The 26,162-nt window shown below is 44.1% G+C and carries 26 protein-coding genes and 1 riboswitch; of the genes, 2 read left to right on the forward strand and 24 right to left on the reverse strand.

The features are described from left to right. Window positions 1–36 precede the first annotated feature (36 nt). The 10 genes from ABE28_RS16625 to ABE28_RS16670 form a co-directional block, all read right to left on the reverse strand. Entirely contained in the window at window positions 37–549 is a 513-nt protein-coding gene (locus ABE28_RS16625; RefSeq protein WP_064466140.1) for a metallophosphoesterase family protein, read from the reverse strand. A gap of 2 nt (window positions 550–551) precedes the next feature. Then, the gene (locus ABE28_RS16630) at window positions 552–1,163 is read right to left on the reverse strand and encodes an XTP/dITP diphosphatase (protein ID WP_064465918.1); all 612 of its coding nucleotides are present in this window, start codon (window positions 1,161–1,163) and stop codon (window positions 552–554) included. A 293-nt stretch (window positions 1,164–1,456) separates the two neighbouring features. Beyond that, a complete protein-coding gene (locus tag ABE28_RS16635) occupies window positions 1,457–2,530 on the reverse strand; it encodes a GerMN domain-containing protein (protein WP_064465919.1) in 1,074 nt (357 codons plus the stop codon). Between the two features lie 206 nt (window positions 2,531–2,736). Next, entirely contained in the window at window positions 2,737–3,540 is an 804-nt protein-coding gene (racE, locus tag ABE28_RS16640; RefSeq protein ID WP_064465920.1) for a glutamate racemase, read from the reverse strand. Between the two features lie 10 nt (window positions 3,541–3,550). Then, complete coding sequence (locus ABE28_RS16645) at window positions 3,551–3,994, reverse strand: MarR family winged helix-turn-helix transcriptional regulator (RefSeq protein WP_064466141.1); 444 nt, start codon at window positions 3,992–3,994, stop codon at window positions 3,551–3,553. Window positions 3,995–4,215: 221 nt separating this feature from the next. Next, complete coding sequence (locus ABE28_RS16650; RefSeq protein ID WP_064465921.1) at window positions 4,216–4,440, reverse strand: helix-turn-helix domain-containing protein; 225 nt, start codon at window positions 4,438–4,440, stop codon at window positions 4,216–4,218. 121 nt (window positions 4,441–4,561) lie between these two features. Then, on the reverse strand, window positions 4,562–5,026 hold the full coding sequence (locus ABE28_RS16655) for an acyl-CoA thioesterase (RefSeq protein ID WP_064465922.1): 465 nt from the start codon (window positions 5,024–5,026) through the stop codon (window positions 4,562–4,564). Window positions 5,027–5,225: 199 nt separating this feature from the next. Then, on the reverse strand, window positions 5,226–5,999 hold the full coding sequence (sdhB, locus tag ABE28_RS16660; protein ID WP_061142165.1) for a succinate dehydrogenase iron-sulfur subunit: 774 nt from the start codon (window positions 5,997–5,999) through the stop codon (window positions 5,226–5,228). A 17-nt stretch (window positions 6,000–6,016) separates the two neighbouring features. Beyond that, window positions 6,017–7,768 carry a succinate dehydrogenase flavoprotein subunit gene (gene sdhA, locus ABE28_RS16665; protein ID WP_064465923.1) on the reverse strand — a complete coding sequence of 584 codons (1,752 nt, stop codon included), beginning with the start codon at window positions 7,766–7,768 and terminating at the stop codon, window positions 6,017–6,019. 71 nt (window positions 7,769–7,839) lie between these two features. After that, window positions 7,840–8,448 carry a succinate dehydrogenase cytochrome b558 subunit gene (locus tag ABE28_RS16670; protein ID WP_064465924.1) on the reverse strand — a complete coding sequence of 203 codons (609 nt, stop codon included), beginning with the start codon at window positions 8,446–8,448 and terminating at the stop codon, window positions 7,840–7,842. Window positions 8,449–8,831: 383 nt separating this feature from the next. On the opposite strand from ABE28_RS16670, the gene ABE28_RS16675 reads away from it, so the two are divergent. Further along, entirely contained in the window at window positions 8,832–9,287 is a 456-nt protein-coding gene (locus ABE28_RS16675; protein WP_064465925.1) for a YslB family protein, read from the forward strand. A gap of 63 nt (window positions 9,288–9,350) precedes the next feature. On the opposite strand, the gene ABE28_RS16680 is transcribed toward ABE28_RS16675, so the two are convergent. From ABE28_RS16680 to zapA, 13 genes are all read right to left on the reverse strand, one after another. Beyond that, a complete protein-coding gene (locus tag ABE28_RS16680) occupies window positions 9,351–10,583 on the reverse strand; it encodes an aspartate kinase (RefSeq protein ID WP_064465926.1) in 1,233 nt (410 codons plus the stop codon). 89 nt (window positions 10,584–10,672) lie between these two features. After that, window positions 10,673–10,849: riboswitch (Lysine riboswitch) on the reverse strand. 60 nt (window positions 10,850–10,909) lie between these two features. Beyond that, window positions 10,910–12,682, reverse strand: coding sequence for an excinuclease ABC subunit UvrC (gene uvrC, locus ABE28_RS16685; RefSeq protein WP_064465927.1), 1,773 nt, complete (start codon window positions 12,680–12,682; stop codon window positions 10,910–10,912). A 102-nt stretch (window positions 12,683–12,784) separates the two neighbouring features. Further along, window positions 12,785–13,099: a thioredoxin gene (gene trxA, locus ABE28_RS16690; protein ID WP_064465928.1), complete on the reverse strand. Its 315-nt coding sequence runs from the start codon at window positions 13,097–13,099 to the stop codon at window positions 12,785–12,787. A 196-nt stretch (window positions 13,100–13,295) separates the two neighbouring features. Then, window positions 13,296–14,273, reverse strand: coding sequence for an electron transfer flavoprotein subunit alpha/FixB family protein (locus tag ABE28_RS16695; RefSeq protein ID WP_064465929.1), 978 nt, complete (start codon window positions 14,271–14,273; stop codon window positions 13,296–13,298). A gap of 71 nt (window positions 14,274–14,344) precedes the next feature. After that, entirely contained in the window at window positions 14,345–15,118 is a 774-nt protein-coding gene (locus tag ABE28_RS16700) for an electron transfer flavoprotein subunit beta/FixA family protein (RefSeq protein ID WP_064465930.1), read from the reverse strand. Window positions 15,119–15,246: 128 nt separating this feature from the next. Further along, window positions 15,247–16,020 (reverse strand): enoyl-CoA hydratase, encoded by a 774-nt coding sequence (locus ABE28_RS16705; RefSeq protein WP_064465931.1) that lies wholly within the window; start codon window positions 16,018–16,020, stop codon window positions 15,247–15,249. A 124-nt stretch (window positions 16,021–16,144) separates the two neighbouring features. Then, window positions 16,145–16,732 carry a fatty acid metabolism transcriptional regulator FadR gene (locus ABE28_RS16710; protein WP_064465932.1) on the reverse strand — a complete coding sequence of 196 codons (588 nt, stop codon included), beginning with the start codon at window positions 16,730–16,732 and terminating at the stop codon, window positions 16,145–16,147. Window positions 16,733–16,937: 205 nt separating this feature from the next. Then, a complete protein-coding gene (locus ABE28_RS16715) occupies window positions 16,938–18,635 on the reverse strand; it encodes a long-chain-fatty-acid--CoA ligase (protein ID WP_064465933.1) in 1,698 nt (565 codons plus the stop codon). 578 nt (window positions 18,636–19,213) lie between these two features. After that, the gene (locus ABE28_RS16720; RefSeq protein WP_034309012.1) at window positions 19,214–19,621 is read right to left on the reverse strand and encodes a DUF350 domain-containing protein; all 408 of its coding nucleotides are present in this window, start codon (window positions 19,619–19,621) and stop codon (window positions 19,214–19,216) included. 65 nt (window positions 19,622–19,686) lie between these two features. Next, the gene (locus ABE28_RS16725) at window positions 19,687–22,041 is read right to left on the reverse strand and encodes an endonuclease MutS2 (RefSeq protein ID WP_064465934.1); all 2,355 of its coding nucleotides are present in this window, start codon (window positions 22,039–22,041) and stop codon (window positions 19,687–19,689) included. Window positions 22,042–22,076: 35 nt separating this feature from the next. Continuing rightward, window positions 22,077–23,795, reverse strand: a complete 1,719-nt coding sequence (polX, locus tag ABE28_RS16730; protein ID WP_064465935.1) for a DNA polymerase/3'-5' exonuclease PolX — start codon at window positions 23,793–23,795, stop codon at window positions 22,077–22,079. A gap of 205 nt (window positions 23,796–24,000) precedes the next feature. Then, entirely contained in the window at window positions 24,001–24,546 is a 546-nt protein-coding gene (locus ABE28_RS16735) for a CvpA family protein (protein ID WP_064465936.1), read from the reverse strand. Window positions 24,547–24,550: 4 nt separating this feature from the next. Beyond that, window positions 24,551–24,811 carry a cell division protein ZapA gene (gene zapA, locus ABE28_RS16740; protein ID WP_057911494.1) on the reverse strand — a complete coding sequence of 87 codons (261 nt, stop codon included), beginning with the start codon at window positions 24,809–24,811 and terminating at the stop codon, window positions 24,551–24,553. 170 nt (window positions 24,812–24,981) lie between these two features. On the opposite strand from zapA, the gene rnhC reads away from it, so the two are divergent. Further along, window positions 24,982–25,941 carry a ribonuclease HIII gene (rnhC, locus tag ABE28_RS16745; RefSeq protein ID WP_064465937.1) on the forward strand — a complete coding sequence of 320 codons (960 nt, stop codon included), beginning with the start codon at window positions 24,982–24,984 and terminating at the stop codon, window positions 25,939–25,941. Here the strand turns inward: rnhC and ABE28_RS25155 are convergent. Continuing rightward, the gene (locus ABE28_RS25155) at window positions 25,915–26,091 is read right to left on the reverse strand and encodes a hypothetical protein (protein ID WP_156775810.1); all 177 of its coding nucleotides are present in this window, start codon (window positions 26,089–26,091) and stop codon (window positions 25,915–25,917) included. The genes rnhC and ABE28_RS25155 overlap by 27 nt on opposite strands. Window positions 26,092–26,162 lie beyond the last annotated feature (71 nt).

Consider the following 26,162-nt stretch of genomic DNA (forward strand, 5'->3'; position numbering starts at 1 on the left):
GCGGGGAAAAACGCTTCCTGTTCATTATACATGAAGTCATTCGGTTTGATAAGCATTTCTTAGCTCCTCAACGATTTTTCCTTCAAGGTCATAATAGATGATTTCAAGCTGCTTCGCTCCGATTTCCAAAATGGCATAGGTCTTTTCCATTCGTCCCCGCGGCTGTCGGATGCTGCCAGGATTGATGAAAAGCTTGCCGTCGATCATTTCAGAGCCTGCAGCATGGGAGTGGCCAAAGCAAATGATATCCGCTCCGATTTCTTCGCTTTTATAAGCTAAGTTCATCAGCGTCATCTTGATGTTGTAGAGATGCCCATGAGTAAGGAAGAACCGCTTGCCAGCGATGTTCTCCACAAAGTCATCCGGATAGGCATCATCATAGTCACAGTTCCCGCGAACGGCTAGGAAATCCTCCATGAGCGGATTCTTTCTTTCCAATTCGGAGTCCCCGCAATGAATCATCGCTGCGACTTCCTGTTTATGACGGTCGGTTATCATGCTGATTTCCTGCGTGAGTCCATGACTGTCACTCATGATCAGAACCTTCATCGTCACATTCCTTCCTCCCTCTTTAAAAATAGATCAAGTTTTTCATCCAAAGCCTTCAAGGCATGAGCCCGGTGGCTGATTTGGTTTTTTTGCTCTTTCGTCAATTCTGCACTTGTTTTGCCTTTATCTTTAACAAAGAAGATGGGGTCATACCCAAATCCATTCTCACCAGAGGGCTGCTCCGTTATTACCCCCTCCATCGTCCCGGATACAGTAATCGTTTCCTGGTTCGGTGAGGCTAGGGCCAAGGCGCAATAAAATCTCGCGGTCCTCTCCGCTTCTGGTACGCCTTCCAGTTCGCTGAGGACTTTTTGCGTGTTCGCTTCGTCACTTTTCGCTTCACCAGCATAACGCGCAGAATATACGCCCGGCCGGCCATCCAGGGCATCTACAATCAAGCCCGAATCATCCGCAATGACAAAATGCCCTAGCTGCTGGGCAATGGCCTCTGCCTTCAGGATTGCATTTGCTTCAAAAGTTGTACCCGTCTCCTCTACATCCGGTGCATCCGGTACATCGAGGAGCGTTTTGACTTCATATCCTTTAGCAGCGAACAAGCTTTCGAATTCCTTTGCTTTCCCTTTATTCTTCGTTGCAATGATTACTGTCTTCATCCTTCATCTCACCTTTTTTCGTTTTTTGATCTTAGAATAATGCGCGAAGCCCTTTTGGGCCACGGAAATCATCTCTTTATATGTAATTGCCGACGCTTCCCAGTGCCTTGTAGTTCAACTGGCTTCCAGGTAATTTAAGTCTAACACAATTCTCGCTTCATCAATAATCCCGGCTCTTACGGCCAACAGATAATTTCCCTCGCTGAATTTCCATGTTACGTCGTTAATCCAAAATAAGAGACAGCGGTAGGCTGCCTCCAACTAATCCAGCTATAGTATCCAAAATCGGTGCTTTAGAAGCTGCCCGTGTTGACCTTTTCCGGACGGACGACAGGCTCCGATATTTTCTTTCCTTCTTCATTCAGAATATCGGCGCTGCCCTTCACTTGCACTTCAACGCTTTCAATCCCTTTTTGTTCCGTTAACGAAAGGACCAAGGCATCGAGAACTTCTTTTGAAACTTTTTTCTCTTTAAAACTGCCTAGAATATTCTCGTTAAAGTTGAGGCTGACCTTGCCATCCGCCATTTTAGGCTCGTCAAGTAAAGCTACATCACTCATGAATCCTGTTAGTAACTTCGAGCCTGAAGGACTTTTCGTCAGTTCCTTGACCGCTGCGGTTACATCATCAGACACCGTTTCACTGATTCGGCGCGTTACCGGAACATAATAGGTATATTCCTCGTCACCGCCGACATAATAAACGGTCAGAGCTTTCGTATTCGAAATGTCGACTACGTCACTTGTATCGATATTGATTCCTGAAGACCTGGAAATATTCTCATCTATCGGTGTGCCATTGACCGGCATTTCGGAAATATCCTCGCCATTTATCCTCATTTTGATTTTATCGACGGAGTCAAATTGTGTCAGTGTCCACGTAATGGACTGGAGGATCTTAAGCTCATCTTCTTTTTTATAGTTTTTGAACTCCGGAGAAAAGTCCGCCACTGCCACTCCATCTTTAATGTTCACGCTTATTTGGGTATCAGTGGGAATGACCGCCCTGAACCCATTTGGCAGTTTATCCGTGACAGGGCCATTATCGACAAGGTAATCAAGTGCCTGCTTTGCGACGGCTTCGGATTTCGGCAGCTCCAATGTCTGTGGAACGACATACCCGCTTTTATCAATCAAATATAACTCCGTTTTTACCGTTTTGGATTCAACAGCGCCTTCCTCACCATCTGTTGCAGGCTGCTTTTGACCATTTGACTCTTTTAATGAAGATTCATCGTCTACTAATGAAACATCCTTCGGTGGATCGATTTCCTTTTTTTCTTCACCGCCGAATAATCCGCACCCGGAAAGCCATAGAGAAGATGCGAGAATGGTAACAGCCATCGTTACTTTTGATTTATTGGACATAAAATCACTCCTAGGACAGTTTGTACTCCTATTTATACGAGCCCTGGAGGAAAATAGACCAATTATTTTTCATCTTTCCCTGACCGTCTTCCTTCATGTTCATTGAAGGCATGCAGCTTCCCCTATGTCTAAAGCTCCGTGATCACTGCAGCCTTTTTTCATCTTGGACTTTCCCACCCAAAAAAAAGACTCCCATAATGGAAGTCTTATAAATGATCGATTTTTATCGTTTCAATCATATTAATATGAATGCCAAGCCAGCTCGATGCGATCGAACCGAACATATCCCTAGATCCCGTCGTATAAAAACGATGAACCGGGCGGAGCTTGCTTTTGTTGATCAATCTATAATAATCCAAAATGACGCTTGCCTCACGAGCAGTCTCTTCCCCCGAGGAAATGACCTGCACTCCAGCTCCCATATAGGATGAGATGACAGGCCCCAATAATGGATAATGGGTACAGCCAAGAATTAACGTGTCGATCTTCGTTTTCTTCAACGGGCTTAAGGTTTGTGCCACGACCCTATTGACGATACCCCCTTCAAACTCCCCGCTTTCCACGATCGGGACAAATTTTGGGCAGGCCAAACTATCCACTTTCACATCGGTATTGATGGAAGCCAGTGCGTCGTCATACGCTTTGCTTTTCACCGTGCCTTCCGTGCCAATAATGCCAATATGTAAGGAACTTGAAACTTTCAATGCCGCTCTTGCACCTGGATGGATGACACCCAGTACAGGAATAGAAAGTGTCGCCCTGATTTCTTCCAGTACCGCCGCTGTCGCTGTGTTGCAAGCAATGATCAGCATCTTAATATCCTTCTTCAACAAAAACCTCGTCATTTGCCATGTAAAGGCTTGAACATCCTTTTTGGACCTGGGCCCGTAAGGACATCTTGCGGTATCGCCTAGGTAGATTATATTTTCATTGGGCAGCTGCCGCATGACTTCTTTCGCTACAGTCAAGCCGCCTACCCCTGAATCGATGATTCCTATTGGTTGTTTCAAAAAACTCGCCTCATTTTTCTTTCATTTCTTGATGTAATTTAGCTAGAATCGCTTGTAGGGAAACGATATCGGCTTCATTGAATTGGGCCAATACCCCACTCAAATACTGTTGCCGTTTATTGATCACTTCTTCAATGATCCGTTCCCCTTCACTAAGAAGGTGGATACGAACCACGCGCCGGTCCTTTCCATCTTTTACGCGCTGGACAAGCTGATGATTCTCCATCCGGTCAATCAGATCCGTCGTTGTGCTGAAGGCGAGAAACATCTTCGTCGACAATTCACCAATTGTCATGTCGCCCGATTCAAAAAGCCATTGCAAAGCCACGAATTGAGGAATGGTAATTTTATAATCATGGAGAATTTCTCTTCCCCTTTGCTTAAGCCACGTCGATACATAGCGCAATTCTTTCTCGATATCGGCTACATAAGCAACCTGCTTCTCTTCTTCCATACACCCAGCTCCCCACTTCATGAAACTTACTATACTACCATTTTGGATGAAAGTGAAATGATTTTCAAGATTGATTACCTGGAAACCGCGATACCCCAGCATAAAAATAAGCAGCATCCAAAGAAGTCAAAACAACGATATTGTTTTGGACTTCCTTATATGCTGCCAAATAGAACGGGAGAGAAAATATTTATAAGGCTTACGTATTAATCGTTAACACATTAAAGCTTAAGTTCTCCCATACGAAGGAGTTCTATGACTGCCTGCGAACGTCCTTTGACTCCAAGCTTTTGCATCGCATTCGAGATATGGTTTCGAACTGTTTTTTCGCTAATAAACAATTCACCTGCGATTTCTTTTGTTGTTTTGTCTTGTACTAGTAACTCAAATACTTCTTTTTCTCTTTTGGTGAGTAGTGGCTTATGAGTGAATTCGTTCTCCGTCAAGTAATGTTACCCTCCTTGCCTTCACCAGCATAAAACCCGGAGTGGGTGTCTATTTAGTCAAGATATAGTATGTCGGCAAGTGCAGGGGAGTGACTATTTTACTTAATGGGATGAAATTTTTTCAGGAATGTTCGACCTCCGCATAGCACATCCCCTGCTTCATCTCTTCCGTCCAAGGAGTCGGCTTGCCGGTGGCCTTGGAGACCTGGACGATCGTTCCCCTGCCCGTCAAGCATATGGAACCATCCTGCTTAGTGCCCATGTAATGAATGTCCACGGAGGAATTCCCTATACGGTCGGCTTTCACATGAATCGTCAATTGATCATTGAAAAACACCTGCTGTAAATAATCACACTGCAGATCGGCCACTACCGGAATTTCATCACTTGTGAAAGCAGTCCAATCCTTCATGAATCCCATACTATTAAAATATTCTATACGTGCTTCCTCAAAATAAGTGAAAGGAACCGTGTTATTTAAATGTCCGAACATATCCGTTTCCGAAAAGCGGACCTTAACCTCATGTTTAAAAGAGAAATCATTGATCCACTCCGTTATATTATCGATATATGATATTCTGCCCAACTTGTGCACTCCCTTTCGAAAATGAATGGCTATTCACTCATTTTATAAGAAAAAACAGATAAAGAAAAGGATTTTCTCCTGTAAAGCTGCTTAATTTAAAAATTACACCCTTCATTTAATGAAATACTTATAATTTTTGATGAATTTCAATTAGAAAAGAGCCCGTATCCTAAGATACAGGCTCTTTTCTAATTGATGATTAAACTTCGTCGCTTCCAAAGAAGTTACGGAATTGCTGAATGGCAGTATCACGGTTCAATGCTGCAATCGATGTAGTCAATGGAATGCCTTTAGGGCAAGACTGCACACAGTTTTGTGAGTTACCGCAGTTTGCAAGTCCTCCATCGGACATGATTGTATTTAAACGTTCTGCCTTGTTCATTGCACCAGTTGGATGTGCGTTGAATAAACGGACTTGCGATAACGGTTGTGGTCCCATGAAGTTTGAGTTGCTGTTCACGTTTGGACAAGCTTCCAAGCAAACGCCGCAAGTCATACATTTTGATAATTCATAAGCCCATTGGCGTTTCTTTTCAGGCATACGCGGTCCTGGCCCAAGATTGTACGTTCCATCAATCGGGATCCAAGCTTTCACTTTCTTCAGCGAGTCGAACATGCGGCTGCGATCCACTTGAAGGTCACGGACCACTGGGAAAGTACGCATTGGAGCAAGACGGACAGGCTGTTCCAATTGGTCGATAAGGGCTGTACACGATTGCCTTGGTTTGCCATTGATGACCATGGAACAAGCACCACATACTTCCTCAAGGCAGTTCATGTCCCAAGCGATTGCTGTCGTATGTTTGCCTTGTACCGTTACCGGGTTACGGCGGATTTCCATAAGAGCGGAAATGACATTCATATTCGGACGGTATGCTAATTCAAATTCCTCATCATAAGGAGCTGAATCCGGTGTATCTTGACGAGTGATGATAAAACGGACTGTTTTAGTCTCAGATTTAGTTTCAACCATTTTTTTGCTCCCCCTCTTTAATGTTTCGTAGTGTAGTCACGTTTACGCGGTGCGATTAGTGATACATCAATATCTTCATAATGGAATTCAGGTGCTTGATCCAAGCCCTTGAAAGTCGCCATTGTCGTTTTCATGAATTCTTCATCATTACGTTCCGGGAAATCAGGTTTGTAATGCGCTCCGCGGCTTTCATCACGGTTTAACGCACCAATCGTGATTACACGTGCCAATTGCATCATATTTTGCAGCTGTCTAGTGAAGGCAGCTCCTTGGTTACTCCATTTAGCCGTATCATTGATGTTGATTTTTTTGTAACGCTCCATTAACTCAAGAATCTTGTTATCCGTTTCTTTCAACTTGTCATTGTAACGAACTACAGTAACATGCTGAGTCATCCACTCACCAAGTTCTTTGTGAAGTACGTACGCATTTTCAGTTCCATCAAGAGACATGACATTGTTCCATTTTTCTTGCTCTTGTTTTTCATACCCATCATACAATGATGAAGGAATGGATTCGGAAGTTTTGCCAAGGCCTTCGATATATTTAACGGCATTCGGACCAGCAACTGAACCGCCATAGATGGCAGAAAGAAGTGAGTTCGCACCAAGACGGTTACCGCCATGCTGAGAGTAATCACACTCACCTGCAGCGAATAAACCTTTAATGTTAGTCATTTGGTCATAATCAACCCAAAGTCCGCCCATTGAATAGTGAACGGCAGGGAAAATTTTCATTGGGACTTTACGAGGATCTTCACCCATGAATTTCTCGTAAATTTCAATGATTCCGCCAAGTTTAATATCAAGTAATTTAGGATCTTTATGGGATAGATCCAGATAAACCATGTTTTCTCCATTAATACCAAGCTTCATGTTCATACATACGTCGAAGATTTCACGAGTCGCGATATCACGAGGTACAAGGTTACCGTAAGCAGGGTATTTTTCTTCAAGGAAATACCAAGGTTTTCCGTCTTTATAAGTCCAGATACGTCCACCTTCACCACGAGCCGATTCACTCATTAGACGAAGTTTGTCATCTCCAGGTATTGCTGTCGGATGAATTTGAATGAACTCACCGTTCGCATATTTAACACCTTGTTGATAGACGATCGATGCTGCTGAACCTGTATTGATCATCGAGTTAGTCGATTTACCGAATATGATTCCTGGGCCCCCGCTCGCCATGATGACTGCATCGCCAGGGAATGATTTAATTTCCATTGTCGTCAAGTTCTGAGCTACGATGCCGCGTGCCGTTTCTTCATCATCGATAACGGCTCCAAGGAATTCCCAGCCCTCATATTTCGTTACAAGACCTTCCACTTCGTAACGGCGAACCTGCTCGTCCAATGCATAAAGTAATTGCTGTCCAGTCGTTGCACCAGCGAATGCTGTACGGCTATGTTGTGTACCGCCGAAACGACGGAAATCCAGAAGACCTTCCGGAGTACGGTTGAACATAACGCCCATACGGTCAAACATATGGATGATCGATGGTGCCGCTTCGCACATCGCTTTAACCGGCGGTTGGTTAGCCAAGAAATCCCCGCCATAAACTGTATCATCAAAGTGGATGAATGGAGAATCCCCTTCACCTTTTGTATTTACTGCCCCATTGATTCCGCCTTGGGCACAAACTGAGTGAGAGCGTTTAACAGGGACTAATGAAAATAAATCAACCTGTTGCCCAAGCTCTGCTGCTTTGATCGTCGCCATTAAACCGGCTAGACCTCCACCTACGATAATGATTTTACCTTTACCCAATTCTGTCACTCCCTTATTCCATTAGCAAAGCTATGTTTTTTATCCGGATACTATAAATGAACTCTAACTTCTTATACGAAAGCGAAAACTGCGCTAACGCCGATATAAGAAAGCAGAACGAAAATGATCAAAGTAACGTACGTCATGATTTTTTGCGATTTAGGTGAAACCGTCAGGCCCCAGCTCACTGCAAATGACCATAATCCATTGGCAAAGTGGAATATTGCAGAAATGATACCCACAATATAGAACACGATCATGAATGGGTTAGAGAAAATCTCTGCCATCATGTCAAAATCAACATCAGCACCCATGGCTGCTTGAACTCTAGTCTCCCAAATATGCCAAACAAGGAAAATCAGCGTTATGATCCCAGTTAGGCGCTGTAGCATGAACATCCAGTTACGGAAGAAACTGAATCTCCCTAAGTTGTTTTTTGCTGTAAAGGCAATATAAATTCCGTACACAGCATGGAAAATAAGCGGTAGATAGATTACGACCCATTCTACCAAAAGCTTTACGGGCGTAAACTCAATTAAATGAACTGCCCCATTGAACGTCTCTTCCCCTTTTGTTGCCATAAAGTTTACCGATAAATGAAAAATTAGGAATAGACCGATTGGAATAACTCCAAGAAGTGAATGAAGTCTACGGTTCCCAAACTCACGATTTTTTGCCACTAAGTGCCCCCCCTTAATTTGTGAAAAATCATGCAAAGATAATCTGGTGGCTACCTTTTATCTCCGCGTGAAAATAAAGTATAGAGTGCAAAAAGCTCTCTTATACTTTCTTACAATTATGTGACATGTCCATTTTACTCCTGACTTCTATGTGCGTCAAGAAAACGGATACAACAAATCTCTTTTTTAAAATAGATATTCTTGGCTAAAATTGCTTATTATTTTATTTGTCAAGGTTATTATTAGTGAAATCACGTAAGAATCTATTAATATTTCGGTATAATTATCATTTTTTTCCAATTGTGTTTTAAATAAATAAAAAAACAATATAATTTGCAAAAGAAAAACGTTTATAATAGATTTACAGAAAGAGGCGATAAACTATGAAAAAAAATATTGCTGCAGCGATAGAGGAAGAAATTCAAACGGAAACGTTCCAAGTTCCGGCTTTCGGATATGAATTAATCAGGGAAGTGCTTCTGAACGATATCCTTGGAAAAGACTCGAATAAAATTCTCTATTGGGCAGGTAAACAATTAGCACGAAAATTCCCACTGAATGGCGATCAGGAGGTTATGGAATTTTTCCAAAGCGCCGGTTGGGGCGATCTGGAAATCCTTAAGTATACAAAAAACGAGATGGAATTGTCCTTGACGGGTGAAATAATCAGCCGCCGTCTCGATTTGCATCCTGATTGTCACTTCCAGCTTGAAGCCGGCTTTCTTGCCGAGCAGTTCACACTGCAAAAAAAATTCCTCAGCGAATCAACGGAAGAAGTTAAACGCCGCGCAAAAAAAGTGACATTCACCATTCAATGGGATCCAAGAGATCCAATCTAATGAGCCCAAAAAACAGACTTACCCTTTTTACCGGAAGTCTGTTTTTTATTGGACTCCGCACATTCAAGCTAGCACATTTGCATGCTGTCCCAATTTAAATGCTTCATGCAGGGCTTCGACCGCCTTCACCATTTCCGTTTCATTGACGACAGTGGAAACTTTAATTTCCGAAGTGCTGACCATTTTCACTTGGATGCCGGTATTGGCCATCACTTCAAACATCTCGGCAGCCACTCCCGGATTCGAAACCATTCCCGATCCGACGATGGACACCTTGGCCAATCCTCCCTCCGTTTCCACCCTTTCAAATGCCAATTGGTCTTTGTTGTTTTCCAGCACGATCAAGGCCGCTTTTTTATCTTCACTTTTGATGGAGAAAGATAAATTGGTCGTGTCCTCTGCTGTCATGCTTTGAATGATGATATCCACATTGATCTGGTTTTTCGCCAGCGTCATGAAAATGGTCGATAATGCACCAAGTGATTGGGGCAAGCCATATACCGTCACCCTTGTAATGCTGTCTTCAAAAGCGATGCCGCGGACAATTAAGTTTTCTTCCATAGTTGCTTCCTCCTCAATGATCGTTCCTGATTCCCTCTCCATGCTCGAACGGACTTCAAGCGGGATTTGATAATTTTTTGCATATTCGACAGCCCTTGGGTGGAGCACGCCTGCCCCTAAATTGGCAAGCTCGAGCATCTCATCATAAGAGATCGATTGCAGTTTCCGCGCTCCTTTTATGAAACGCGGATCCGTTGTGAAAACACCCGTTACATCCGTATAAATATCACATCTATCCGCATTGATCGCTGCAGCGATGGCAACAGCCGTCGTATCGGAACCGCCTCTCCCCAATGTAGTGATCTCCCCATTAACATCACTCCCCTGAAAACCGGCGACGACGACAATTTTCCTCTCTTGGAGCTTAGCTTGGATTCTTGACGCATCGATGTCCAATATCCGGGCATTCCCATGAATGGATTCCGTTTGCATGCCAGCCTGCCAGCCCGTGTAGGAAATCGCTTCATGCCCTTTCTCAAGCAAGGCCATCGTCAGCAGGGAAATCGTAACCTGTTCCCCCGTCGTCAATAGCATATCCATTTCCCTCTTGCTTGGGGTGCTGGATATATCTTGGGCCATGGAAACCAATTGGTCGGTCGTTTTGCCCATTGCTGAAACAACGACGACTACCTCATTGCCCTTCTCCGTTTCCTCGATTACCCGATTGGCAACATTTTTAAGTTTTTCTACGCTGCCGACGGAAGTCCCGCCGAACTTTTGAACGATTAACGCCATCCTCATGCACCCTCTCTACCTTTTTAGGCAATAAAAAAAGCAATGAGAAATATCTCATTGCTGTGATCACATATTCTATCCTGTAAGCACAGTGAGATAGCTCTCCAGGATATACATCCTGACAATCCGCCATTTTTTAAATGTCGGACCAGAAAAACAAGGTATGAGTCTCGTCTTCCTTCGGCGTCCTTCCCTTTCAAAACCCTTCATGGAAGCTCATACTTCTCCAGGTTTTTACTCTTGAATTCCGCACCTCTATCAGCACTTTTAAGTTGTCTAGTTAAAATTCCTTTTAATCATAGCATAGAGATTTATCAGGAGCAAGATTATTCTTGCAATTTTCTTACGATTCCCTCAGCTACCCCTTTTGGCATGCCTGCACCGATAATTTCCTCGACTGAGGCCTCTTTAATTTTCTTCAATGAACCGAAATGTCTCAATAATTGCTTTCTCCGTTTTTCGCCGACTCCGGGGATATCATCAAGCTGCGAGTGTACGGCATTTTTACCGCGCAGCTGGCGGTGAAACGTAATCGCAAACCGATGCACTTCATCCTGAATTCTTTGCAATAAATAGAATTCCTGACTTCTGGAATCAAGCGGTACAAGCTCAAGCGGATTCCCGATCATCAATTGCGAAGTTCGGTGCTTTTCATCTTTTATTAGACCGGAAAGCGGGATATCAAGGCCAAGCTCATTTTCCAAAATATCGCGTACGGCCTCGACATGTCCCTTACCGCCATCGATGATGATTAAATCGGGAAGCGGAAGACCTTCCTTCAATACTCGTGAATACCTTCTTCGGACAACTTCCCGCATCGATTCATAATCATCAGGCCCCTGGACCGTTTTAATCTTATATTTGCGGTATTCCCTTTTCTCAGGTTTACCGTCAATGAACACGACCAAAGCGGAAACGGGGTCGCTACCTTGGATGTTGGAATTATCAAAAGCTTCAATTCGGTGCGGGGTATAAATCCCTAATTGCACGCCAAGGTTTTCCACTGCATTGATCGTTCTTTCTTCATCCCGCTCGATCAAAGAAAACTTTTCCTGAAGCGCAATGGAGGCATTTTCATTCGCCAATTTCAGCATCTCTTTTTTCGGTCCCCGTTTTGGGTGAATCGTCTTCACGCCAAGCAGCCCTTCAGCCAATTCGGCATCCACCGACTCCGGCAGCAAGATTTCCTTCGGCTTGAAATGGTTGGTAATCTCGTAAAACTGACCTAGAAATGTGAGCAGTTCCTGTTCCGGTTCGTCATAGACGGGAAAATGGGAAACATCCCTTTCTATCAATTTACCTTGTCTCACAAAAAATACTTGAACGCACATCCAGCCTTTGTCATGGGCAAATCCAAATACATCCCTGTCGATGAAGTCGGTGGTCATCATTTTTTGCTTTTCCATCGTGATATCGATATGGGCAATTTTGTCACGGAACTCCTTTGCCCTTTCAAAATCGAGCTCCTCGGATGCCTCCAGCATTTTTTCGGTCAGTTCTTTTTTTATCTCAGTATGCCCGCCGTTCAGGAAGCGGTTGATATCATCGACCATTTTTTTATATTCCTGTTCCTCCACATCATATACACATGGAGCCAGGCATTGGCCGAGGTGATAATACAGGCAAACCCGATCCGGTAACGTATTGCACTTTCGAAGAGGATAGATGCGGTCGAGCAATTTCTTCGTTTCATTAGCCGCAAAAGCATTGGGATAGGGACCGAAATATTTCCCTTTGTCTTTTTTGACCTTTCGCGTAATGATCAAGCGTGGATGCCGCTCCGCAGTCAGCTTGATGAAGGGATATGTTTTATCATCTTTAAGCATGACATTATATTTTGGATCATGTTTTTTGATTAGATTCAACTCTAAAATGAGCGCCTCGATATTGGAAGATGTGACAATGTATTCAAAATCCTCAATCTCATTTACAAGCCGAAATGTCTTTCCATCATGAGACCCGGTAAAATAGGAACGAACACGGTTCTTCAACACTTTCGCCTTGCCTACGTAAATGATCGTTCCTTGACGATCTTTCATCAAATAACAACCAGGCTGATCGGGAAGAAGGGCAAGTTTATTCTTTATTTGTTGGTTCATGCTTTCAGCCTCCTGTTCTCCCATTTTACAATTATTATATATCAAGATAGTGAAAAAAGCTTCAAGTCCGGAGACTTGAAGCTTTTTTTGGCGGCCCGCTTATTAAGCGTGTTTTGCAATAAGATCGGCAAGAGCTTCTTTAGGTTGGAAGCCAACCACTTTATCCACCACTTCACCGTCTTTAAGGACGATTAATGTTGGGATGCTCATTACACCGAATTTCCCGGCCGTTTCTTGGTTTTCATCTACATCGACTTTTACGATTTTCGCTGTATCGCCGATTTCCGTATCAAGCTCTTGAAGAACAGGAGCGATCATTTTACAAGGTCCGCACCAAGGAGCCCAGAAATCTACAAGAACGACACCTTCGCTAGTATCGGTTGTGAAAGTTTGGTCAGTTGCATTTACAATAGCCATATATAATTCCTCCTCAAATTTACTCAAATAACTAAAGACAGTATACCATTGTTGCTAGAATCGATGCTAATATTTTGCTTCAGTGGTAGGATGTCCAAAAAAAGAGGGAATATGCACCCATAAGTCCCCGTGCATTACAAAAAAGAAAGGGACAAGACTATAATGTCTCATCCCTGATACGAGGCGTTTTTGCTTTTTATGCGTTCACTTTAAGCTTTTTGAATTCTTCCGTCAGTAATGGAATGACTTCGAAAAGATCGCCAACAATTCCATAGTCGGCAACATTGAAGATGTTCGCTTCAGGATCTTTGTTGATCGCCACGATAACTTTGGAGTTGGACATGCCAGCTAAATGCTGGATGGCTCCAGAGATTCCGCAAGCAATATATAGATCAGGTGTAACGACTTTTCCCGTTTGCCCGATTTGCAACGAATAATCACAATAGTCTGCGTCACATGCACCACGTGATGCACCTACCGCTCCGCCAAGAACTTGTGCCAGCTCCTTCAAAGGTTCAAAGCCATCTTCACTTTTCACACCGCGGCCGCCAGCAATGATAACCTTGGCTTCTGAAAGGTCGACGCCTTCACTTGCTTTTCTGACCACATCTTTTATGATGGTGCGTAAATCCTTGATATCCACGTTCAATGCCGCTACATCGCCGGAACGGGACTCATCTTTCGCCAATGGCTCAATATTGTTCGGGCGGATCGTCGCGAAAACCACCCCACCTGTAACAATTTTCTTTTCAAAAGCTTTACCGGAATAAATCGGCCGGGTGAACACGATATTTCCGCCTTCTTCTTCAATGGATGTCACGTCGGAAATCAATCCTGATTCAAGCTTTCCTGCCAATTTAGGGGCAAGGTCTTTTCCAAGTGCCGTATGGCCGAAGAAAATGCCTTCCGGCTTTTCCTGCTCGATGACGGCGAGCAAGGCTTGAGCAAAACCATCTGAAGTGTATTGCTTCAATTGAACGTTTTCGACTGCAACAACGCGGTCTGCACCATATTGAATCAATTCATTCCCGAGATTTTGAACACTGTCACCAACTAAAACACCTACGATTTCTCCGCCATCAGCAGCAAGTTTTGCCGCACCGATAGCTTCAAATGATACATTTCTTAGTGAACCGTCGCGAACTTCGCCCAATACAAGAAACTTTCTAGCCATTTATAAAAACCTCCTGTGCTCTATTTTATCCATTTGTTGTGTGTAGTTTATTTAAAGACGAACCGTTACCATTAAATCACTTTAGCTTCGCTGCGTAATAACTGAACAAGTTCGCTAACTTGGTCACCGATCTCGCCACTCAACACTTTTCCTGCTTCTTTTTTTGCTGGAAGGTAGATTTCAATCGTTTTCGTTTTCGCTTCAACATCATCCTCTTCCAGGTCCAGATCATCCAATTCCAATTCTTCAAGCGGTTTTTTCTTCGCTTTCATGATCCCTGGCAAAGAAGGGTAACGCGGTTCATTTAATCCTTGCTGAGCGGTAACCAACAATGGAAGGGAAGCTTCAATCGTTTCGGAATCTCCTTCAACATCACGGATAACGCTTACATTTCCATCTGCAATATCCAATTTAGTGATTGTTGTAATATAAGGAATTTCTAAAATTTCGGCAACGCGTGGACCGACTTGACCTGAACCGCCATCGATTGCCACATTCCCTGCAATGATTAAATCGGCCGATTTGTCTTTTAAGTATTCGCCAATGATTTTGGCAGTCGTGAATTGGTCGCCATTTTCTATATCATCTTCGATATTGATCAATACCGCTTTATCTGCACCCATTGCAAGAGCTGTACGCAATTGCTTCTCAGCCTCTTCGCTTCCGACGGAAATGACCGTTACTTCGCCGCCTTGTGCATCACGCACTTGGATGGCTTCTTCAACAGCATACTCATCATACGGATTAATGATGAATTCTGCTCCATCCTCATTAATTTTCCCGTTTGATAATGTAATTTTTTCTTCTGTATCGAATGTTCTTTTCAGCAGCACATAAATGTTCACGGTAATACCTCCCGAATGATTTGAGTTTTGAAGATTATGAATTTTATTGATATATGAATAGTATTCTTCAGGTTCCGGCAAAATCCTGCATAATATTTAAAAATAGTTTTTTGGTACCTTCAATAATATTATTTCCCTTTGAATACAGCTTCCCTTTTTTCGATGAAGGCCTGAATTCCTTCTTTTGCATCAGCCGTATCAAAAGCTTTGCCAAAAAGGGCCGCTTCCCTATCCACGCCTTTATAGTAGGAATCATGCTTGGAATAATTCAATAACTCGATGGCCGCCTTTAAAGCAACCGGGCTTTTCCTGGCTATTTTACGGGCCAGCTCATTTGCCTTCGGAAGCAGTTCTTCCTCACTGAAAGCATGATTCGCCAGACCCCTTTCCACAGCTTGAGTGCCTGTGATCGGTTCACTTGTAAAGAGCATTTCAGCTGCTTTGGCCATACCGACATAACGAGGAAGACGCTGTGTGCCAGCAAAACCAGGGATTAATCCCAACTGCAGCTCAGGCAAGCCCAGCTTGGCCCTTTCGGTTACTAAACGGATGTGGCAGGCCATGGCCAGCTCCAGCCCTCCTCCAAGCGCTGCACCATGGATGGCGGCAATGACCGGCTTAGGAAACGATTCGATTTTCTCAAACACTTCTTGGCCTTTTTTGGTCAACGCTATGAACGCTTCACCATTTTTCACTTCAGTAAACTCTTTAATGTCAGCTCCCGCCGAGAAGAATCTTCCTTCGCCATGAAGAAGGACAGCTCGTACATCTTCGTTTTGCCCGATTTGATCGAAGGCATCCCCTATCTCCCCGATGATGGCTGAGGACAGTGCGTTCGCGGGTGCGTGATCAATCGTTATGAATGCCACATGATCTTCGATAGAAAGCTTCAGGTATTCCATATCCATCCCTCCTGTCATGTTAGTCAAACTTTTTTGAACATTCAATATGTATCTTTTCCCTTGCCCACTCGGAAGCAATTAACCGATTCTTGAGAGGATGGCTAGCCATCCCCCATTCAAACCGTTAACTTTTAAAGGCGCATCCTCCAAGCAGAAGGCGATGAACATCCGGTGCAAGGTCCGAGAGCGAATACTTTTGCTCATTCATGACCCATGTCGTCACCGTTTCGTCTATCGTTCCAAATATCATCTGCCTTGCAAGTAAATTATTTAAATCCGGCAGGAATTCGCCTTTCTCTTTGCCTTCAATGATGATCTGGTCGATTAAATTTAAATACCCTCTCAACACATCATTGATTCTTAGGCGCAATTCTTTATTCGACTGCCTTAATTCCAATTGGGTGACAATTGCCAAATTCACGTCTTCTGAAAGGATTTGAAAATGTTTCTGGATGAGCACATGCATTTTTTCGGATGCTGTGGATTTCCCTTTGAGTTCTTCTTCGATCTGTTCAACAAAATAGCCCATCTTTTCATGAAATAATGATATTAAAATATCTTCTTTATTTTTAAAATAAAGATAGATGGTGCCATCCGCTACGCCTGCCTGCTTGGCGATTTTGGATACTTGAGCTTGATAATAGCCGTTTTGGGCAATGACGATGACGGCTGCGTCAATAATTTGATTATACTTTGGTCTGTTGCGTTTCACTGGCGGTCCCCTTTCAGAAAATGAATGAATCATCATTCATATTTCTATCATAAAATGACGGCCCTTGACTGTCAAGCAAAAACTTCGAAGAGTACCGACATTCGGCTATCTCTATTGCATATTCTACAGCCTCGGTCTGGAGGTTGTCCAGCTTCTCTCCAAAACACGGAGCCATGTGCCAATGCTCCGTAAGGACGATTGTGCTTTACGCTTCTTTTCTTTCGTCGGAAAGCTTTTTCTTTTCTTCTTCGATCAGGACTCTTCTCAAAATCTTTCCTATCGTCGTCTTAGGCAATTCCTCCCTGAATTCATAACTGCGCGGTACCTTATAGGAAGCCAGGTTCTTTCTGGCAAATTCATTCAATTCAGCTTCGGTCGCACTGGCATTTTTTTTCAGGACAACATAGGCTTTGACGGTCTCACCACGATATGGATCAGGTATGCCTGCCACAACAACTTCCTGAATCGCCTCATGCTCGTAAAGTACCTCTTCCACCTCACGCGGGTATATATTAAACCCTCCGGCAATGATGGTATCTTTTTTCCTTTCGACCACATAAAAGAATCCCTGTTCATCCATGTAGCCCAAATCGCCGGTAAGCAGCCAGCCATTTTTAAACGTGCTTTCCGTTTCTTCCGGTCGATTCCAGTATCCCTGCATCACTTGTGGCCCTTTTATGGCTATTTCGCCAATTTCATTCGGCGGAAGTTCTTCGCCCGTTTCCAGGGACAAGATCACAGAGTCCGTATCTGGCCATGGCAGTCCGATGCTTCCTTTTACCCGGGGCTGATCCCAAATGAAATTAGCATGAGTGACCGGAGAGGTTTCCGATAGTCCATAGCCCTCAACCAGCTTACCGCCCGTGAGTTTTTCGAATTGCTCCTGAACCTCCAATGGCAAAGCAGCAGAACCGCTTATACACGCATTGATGGAAGACAGGTCATACTTGGCTATATCCGGATGGTTCAGTAGGCCGATATACATCGTCGGCGCACCTGGAAACATTGTCGGTTTCTGTTTTTGAATGGTTTTCAGCGTCGCTTCAATATCGAACTTCGGCATGATGATCATCGTATTCCCTTCCATGACGGAAAGAACCAATACCGTCGTCATCCCATACACATGGAAAAATGGCAAAATGGCCAGGACCCTTTCCTCTCCGCGCCTATTTTTATAAAGCCAAGCATTGCACATTTTCGTATTGGCCAATAAGTTCTTATGAGTAAGCATGACCCCCTTTGGAAAGCCCGTTGTCCCGCCTGTATATTGCAAAAGAGCAAGGTCCTCATTCACGTCGATCGGCTCAGCGACTTCCTCAGGAATTTTTCGTTTCATGATTTCGGTGAACAAATGATGATTTCCTGCATGCTCGATTTTAACGACGATGCCATATTGCTTTTTTTGAATGAACGGATAGATAAGGTTTTTCGGAAAAGGTAAATATTCCTTGATAGCGGTTACAATGATATGTTCGATATTCGTTCTTGAAGCGATTGCAGTGACACGTGGAAATAAAATGTCCATCACTAAAATCATCTTCGCCCCGGAATCTTTCAGTTGATACTCAAGTTCACGTTCCGTATAAGTTGGATTCGTTTGAACGACGATTCCGCCGGCCATCAATATCCCAAAAAAGGCTATGACACCTTGAGGACAGTTAGGAAGCATGACGGCTACGCGTTCTCCCTTTTGAAGGCCGATGCTTTTTAAATAGGCTGCGAACTTTAAAGCCGATTCATAAACTTCGCGGTACGATAATTCCTTTCCCTGGAAATGAATCGATGCTTTATCTGGGAATTCCTCGGCCGACTCCTTCAAAAATGAATAAAGAGGTTTATCTTCATACGATAAAACGGCTGGTATCTGTTCCGGATAAATGGCTTGCCATGGCTTTTGGCTCATGCACACCCCTCCTTCTGAATATTCTTAATACTCATTCACATTATAATACAACCGGGATTTTCTTACAATTGTTGAAATCAGGAAATATAAGCATAAAGGCTGATGGCAGGGGTAAAAATGTATTCAATGAGCCATAGACGACCCACAGTTTGGAGCAAGTTTGGCTTTGCATCGAATTTGAGAAGGGTTCTAACAAAAATTGCGCCTTTCACACCCAATTGGGGCCGTTTTTCGTCAAATTCTTACGTTACACTCCCAGTTTGCCCGGGTTTTCCGTATAATTACTGCTTTCTTTCAGCATTTCGGAGCGTTACTCGCCAATTTAATCACTTTACTCTCCAGTTCGGCACTTTTACTCGCGAATTTATTGACTTTACTCGCCAGTTTCGTGCTTTTACTCGCGAATTTAGATTTTGTCCATCATTCTATTTGACTTCAAAATAAAAAGCGACGCAAATGGCCGCTTCTTTCAAGTGAAGAATAACATATAAACGATTCCAAGCAGAAAAAAGATTCCGCAACAAACAATCAGGACTTTTGCAAGTTTCTCCACAGTTTTCTCCCTCTCATGATGGGCATCAAGAAATTCCGGCACCGATGACAAAAGATAAAGCGATGGATATGATCATCGACAGGAATCCGACTGCCCGGTTATCTTTTTGTATCTCTTCATCTATTTTAAATCCAGGTGTCATAAATTCAAAAATGAAATAACCGATCAGCAAAAGGACAAATCCATACACACCCCAGCCAATCATGGTCAGGAGCGAATTCTGATGGAGGATGGACTGTTGGAATACATAGGCGATCCCAAATATTTTGCCGCCAGTTGCCAAAGCCACAGAAAGGTTTCCCTGTTTGATTTCCTCCCAGTTCTTGTACTTTGTGACAAGTTCAAAAATGGCTAAAAAAACAATCATGCACAAAATAACGACACTGTAACGAGCAGCTATATATACATATTCATTTTCCCACATATTCTCCATGGTCCAACTCCCAAAACGGTAACTGGCCATCCGGCTTGGCAGAATTGCCGGCATGACCGCTTCCTTTATTTAAATTCAACCACCGTAATGCCTGTTCCGCCTTCTCCAGCGTCGCCGAACCGGATTCTTTTGACAGAGCGGTGATTTTTCAGGTATTCCTGGACTCCGGACCGGAGAGCCCCCGTTCCTTTACCATGAATGATGGAGACACTTGAATATCCGGCCAATAGTGCATCATCCACATACTTTTCGACTCGTGAAATCGCATTTTCAAAGCGTTCCCCACGCAAATCAAGTTCCACGCTGACGTGATAATCCCGCCCTTTTATCGTGGTGAGAGGCTTGGTTTCCTTCACTTTTGTTGCCTTGATGAATTCAAGATCAGACTCCTTCACCTTCATTTTCATGATGCCGATCTGAACTTGCCACTCATTCCCGGAAACCTTTTCGATCAGGTGGCCCTTTTGTCCGAAGCTAACGACTTTAACTTCATCTCCCGGCTTCAGGCTTTTCTCCAGAGGCCTTGCCACTTTATTCGATGTTTTTTTCACTTTCGGCGTTGCTTCTTCAAGCCGTTTTTTCGCATCGATCAGTTCATGCTCTTTCACATCGGCATTTTTTTCGAGTCGCAGCTTACGTAATTCCGCGATAATCGCTTCCGCTTCTTTTTTTGCCTGTTCAACGATTGCGGCTGCCTCTTTTGCTGCCTTTTCAGCGAGCGCATCGCGTTCTTCTTCATATACACTCATTTGTTTTTGCAAATCCTTATGAAGGATCTCTGCCTGTTCCAGATGGTTCTTGGCTTCCAGCTCCTCTTCTTCCGCCTTCTTGCGGCTATCTTCAAGGGAAGCTATCATATTTTCAACTTTATTCGTATCTTCTCCAATATGGCTGCGGGCATTGCTTATCACGCTTTCATCCAAGCCAAGACGTTTGGAAATTTCAAAAGCATTACTCCGTCCCGGTACACCGATCAAGAGTTTATAAGTCGGGCTTAATGTTTCCACATCGAATTCGACACTAGCATTGATGACGCCTTGCCGATCATATCCATATGCTTTTAATTCCGGATAATGTGTCGTTGCCATCACACGTGCTCCGCGCTTATATACCTCATCCAAAATCGATATCGCTAAAGCGGCGCCCTCCTGTGGGTCGGTTCCCGCACCAAGCTCATCGAATAAGACAAGACTGTCGTAATCGACCTTTTTCAGGATGTCGACGATATTGACCATATGGGACGAAAACGTACTGAGGCTCTGCTCAATCGACTGTTCATCGCCAATATCGGCATAAACAGAGGAAAACACAGCCGTTTCAGAACCATCGAGTGCGGGAATTTGCAGACCGGATTGAGCCATTAATGTGCAGAGGCCAATCGTTTTCAAGGTTACCGTTTTCCCCCCCGTATTCGGGCCGGTGATGACGATCGTCGTGAATTCATCACCAAGGACAATGTCATTGGCCACGACGGCATCACCCGGAATGAGCGGATGCTTCGCCTTGAACAGCTTCACGCGTCCCTCATTATTCAGAATCGGCTTCGACCCCTTTATCGCTTTGGCATATTTCGCTTTGGCAACCAGGAAATCTATTTGTGCCAGCACCTTGACATTATGAAGTAATTCAGGCGTGTATCCACCGACTTTTTCCGATAATTCGACCAATATCCGTTCAATTTCCTGCGTTTCCTTCACTCGTGTTTCCTGAAGGACATTATTCAATGGAACGATTGCTTGCGGCTCGATGAACAATGTCTGCCCGGAAGATGATTGATCATGGATGATCCCGCCATACACACTGCGGTATTCCTGTTTAACCGGGATGACAAAACGGTCATTCCGGATCGTGATGATGGCATCCGATAACATTTTTGTTGCGTTCGAGGAACGAATCATGCTTTCAAGCTTTTCACGGACACGACTTTCATTCGTTCGGATCTGGTTTCTTAAAGTGCGGAGCTTATCGCTGGCAGAATCCATCACTTCTCCATGTTCACTGATTGCAAACGTGATTTCCTGCTGCAAATCAATCAGCGGATGAAGCGAATCGATATATTCGGCCAATAGCGGGACATCGATTTCCTGCTCGGCTAGTTCTTCGAAGAAACGAGTCAGGATCCTTCCGGCACGAATCGTACTCGCAAGCTCCATTAGTTCCATCGGTGAGAGCATACCGCCAATCTGTGCCCTTTTTGCATGTGGCCGGATATCAAAAATTCCGCCCAATGGCAAATTGCCTTTCAACCGGACGATTTTGGCTGACTCATCCGTTTCCTCCTGCCACCTCGTCACCTCTTCAAAGTCGGTCGAAGGCATCAATTGCTGTGCCTTCTCTTTACCTATTGAAGAGGAGGCGTGCGAGATTAATTGTTCTTTGATTTTATGAAATTCCAATGTTTTTAAAGCTTTATTATGCATGGAGTTAAAGCTCCTCCTTATTTATGGGCAAGTTGTTAATCATTTCTCTTCAAAAATGCTAATAATCCAGCTGTATCCTTTGCGTTCAGGACCGTCGCTTCTTTGATCCAGCCCTTCTTGGCCGAGGAAACGCCAACTGGCATATGTTCGAGCATATCAATGCTATGGGCATCCGTATTGATGACAATCGAAACACCCGCTTCCTGTGCCTTACGCAGATGTGGAGGCGCCAAATCCAGGCGGTTCGGATTCGCATTCAATTCCAATGCCGTATTCGTTTCACGGGCCAGCTCGATCAGCATCTCCATATCGACATCATATCCGGTACGTTTGCCGATGATCCTTCCCGTTGGATGGGCGATGATATCGACATGCGGATTATTCAGAGCCGTTTTTAAGCGCTCCATGATCGTATCGCGCGGCTGTGAAAAACTGGAATGGATCGATGCGATTACCAAATCCAGCTCCGCAAGCAGTTCATCATCGTAATCAAGCGTGCCATCAGGGAGGATATCCATTTCTATCCCGGAAAGAACGGTGAAATCATCGTATTTTTCATTCAGTTCATGAATGATCTTCTTTTGTTCACGCAACCGCTCCACAGTCAGTCCGTTCGCCACCTTCAAATATTGCGAATGATCGGTGATGGCCATATATCGATAGCCTTTTGCACGGCACGCTTCAATCATCTCTTCAATCGTATAAGCCCCATCGCTCCATGTGGTATGCATATGGAGATCACCTTGTATGGCCTCTAGAGATATGAGCGGTTCACCTGCATCATAATGCTCCACTTCGGTTCCGTCTTCACGTAATTCCGGTGGGATGTATGGCAGATCAAAGTGATGATAAAATTGTTCTTCCGTTTCGAACGTCAGGATTTCTCCCGTTTCCGCCACTTCCACACCATATTCGCTGATTTTTTCGCCTCGATCTTTAGCAAGCTGGCGCATCCGCACATTATGATCCTTCGAACCGGTAAAATGATGCAGTGTCGTAATGAATTCCTTATCCTTCACGATCCTGAAATCGACAGAAATATCATATTCATAATCAAGCACGACCGATACTTTTGTATCACCTGCCGCAATGACCTGCTTTATCCCTGTTATGGCGAGAAGCTGATTCTTCACTTCTTCGGGATGATCTGTCGAGATGATGAAATCGAGGTCCTTGATCGTTTCCCTCATGCGACGGATACTGCCAGCCCTCGATGACCGGATGATGTGCTCCATGTTGGCAAGGGCCGCTTCAATATCAGCCGCAATCGGCCGCATGAAGGCAAGTGGAAGCCGATCAGGCCTTGAACCTGCCTCAGCGATCGCTGCCAGGATCTTCTCTTCCGTTTTTTTGCCAAAACCGGCCAATGCCGCAACCTTGCCTTCTTCACAGGCAGTTTTAAGATCATTCACATCATTGATATGCAGCTCTTTATGAAGCTTGGCAATTTTCTTGCCGCCCAAGCCTTGAAGTTGCAACAATGGTATCAAACCTTTTGGCACCTGCTCCTGAAGCTCTTCAAGCACGGTCGATTTCCCCTCATTGATATACTCTTCAATGACGGCTGCCGTTCCTTTCCCAATTCCATTTAAAGCAGTGAAGTCCTCGATGGCCGCAAGACTCCGATCATCCGTTTCCAAAGCTCCTGCCGCCTTGCGAAAAGCTGAAACCTTGAAAGGATTCTCACCTTTCAATTCCATATATATTGCGATTTTTTCCAATAGTTTAATGATATCTTTTTTATTGATCGTCATTTATTTCACCGCCAAAAAAATTAGTAGGGTGTCCCTTGTTTTCTTCCTTAAAGATACCTTTCTTGAAGGTAAAGTACAAGCAGTCCGATTCTTGCCATGATTCCATCAGGTCAAGGTCATCCTGGTACAGAAAAGGGGCCTCCCCCAATCAAAGTATATGAATCCGACACTTTGAGAAAGGGAGGCAGGCCCTCGTTAACTGTCATTATGATTGATCTGGTTTTTGAAACCACAGTTCCTTCACTTGTTCGGAAAGGAACGGTGTATGCTTTACGATCGATTCTGCCAGAAAAGACCCCGCTAATGGCTTCTGGATCGAATCCATTGGCAGCATGGCAGCTATATATAATATAATAAACATGATAAGATAGATTTCGATAAAGCCCAATATCCCGCCGCCCCAGCGATTCAGCTGTTTCAATATTGGTAGGTGGGTAATGAAATTGAGCATGGAGCCAAGCATTTGCCAAAGGATCTTGGCAGCAAAGAAAACGATGGCGAAGGCAATCGCATTGTAATACGCCGTTTCGAGCCCGACTGTTTCGAAAAACATATTAAGGGCCGAGGAATCCCCCATCGTTGGAAACGGGATCCACAATTTCAAATTGGGAGCAAGATCTCCATAAAACACATATGCGACGATAAAGGCCACTATGAACCCTGTCATATGAACAGTTTGTAAAATGAAGCCACGCTTTAAACCGATTAATAAACCGATTAAAAGAATGGCCAGAATTGCTAAATCAAGCATGTACTCAGTCCTTCTCTCTCTTTAATTCCAGTTGAAGCTGGTCTAGTTCATCTTTTAACTTAATATATTCGTGAATGGTATTTACGGCCGTTAGTACCGCTAGCTTGCTTGTATCCAAGTATGGGTTTTTCATACTGATTTCTCTCATTTTTTCGTCAACCATCGAAGCGACCAGACGCATATGACTTGCGCTTTCTGTTCCGACGATTGTATATGGTTGTCCGTATATATCAACTGTTGTTTTATTTCGTTTATCGTCTGACAAAATGATGCCCCCAATCTAAACAATCCTAATTCTATCATATCATGAAGTTTTTCGTCATGAAAGAGAGTACCACGTCATTTCTTGTATAAAAACTGCAATAATTTGTCAAATGAAACGACCTAGGAAGCAGATTGCCTAAATAATAATATGAAGATAGGAGTTTACCGATTATGTCCCATGTTGTTTTACTTACCAATCCCGCCCAAATAAAGGCGATGCAGGTTCATTATTCTTCATCCTTAGCTACCAAACTGCCGCCGGGGAGCATTTTCTCAGCCAAGCCCCCGCTCTGCACGGTAACCGCCTATAAATCAGGAAAGGTCCTTTTCCAAGGCAAGAATGCTGAACTGGAAGCTGGCAAATGGCAGCAGGCCGCTACAGCTGCAGCGCCGAAGAAAAAAACGACATCGACCGCTTCAGTCAATGTCCACCGGTATTCACCTCCCGCCAATATCGGAACGATGTCAGTGATCGGGTCCGATGAAGTGGGGACTGGAGATTATTTCGGCCCGATCACGGTCGTAGCCGTTTATGCAAAAAAGGAACAGCTCGCCTTATTGAAGGAGCTTGGTGTCCAGGATTCCAAAAATCTGAAAGATCCACAGATTATCGAAATTGCCAAACAGATTAAGGATGTCGTGCCATTCAGCCTGCTCACGTGCGATAACCCAAAGTATAATACGCTTCAGGCACAGGGAATGTCACAAGGAAAAATGAAGGCTCTCCTCCACAACCAAGCGATTAAGCTTCTCATGCAAAAAATTCAGCCAGAGCAAGCAGAGGCGGTCCTTATTGACCAATTTGCCCAGCCTGATGTATTTTTCAATTATTTGAAGGGCCAAGAGCGATTTCAAGCGAACGCCACCTATTTATGTACAAAAGCGGAGGGCATACACCTCGGCGTAGCCGCCGCATCCATCCTGGCACGATACGCCTTCGTCAAACGCTTTGATTTGCTAAGTGAAAAAGCCGGATTCAAGATTCCTAAAGGAGCCGGATTTGCCGTCGACGAAGCCGCCGCACGATTGATTCATGAAAAAGGAATGGACTCACTCCACGAATTCACGAAAACCCACTTCGCCAATACCGAAAAAGCAAAGCGTCTATATCAGCAGAAATATCATAAATAAAGAGTGAAGCGCTTTACTCGCCAATTCCAGTGCTTTACTCACCAATTCGAGCGCTTTACTCGCCAATTCCAGTGCTTTACTCACCAATTCGAGCGCTTTACTCGCCAATTCCAGTGCTTTACTCGCCAATTCGAGCGCTTTACTCGCCATTTCGAGTGCTTTACTCGCGAATTCGAGCGCTACTCGCCATTTCGAGTGCTTTACTCGCCATTTCGAGGACT

This window comes from Peribacillus muralis (assembly GCF_001645685.2).
In the GTDB taxonomy this organism is placed as follows: Bacteria; Bacillota; Bacilli; order Bacillales; family DSM-1321; genus Peribacillus; species Peribacillus muralis_A.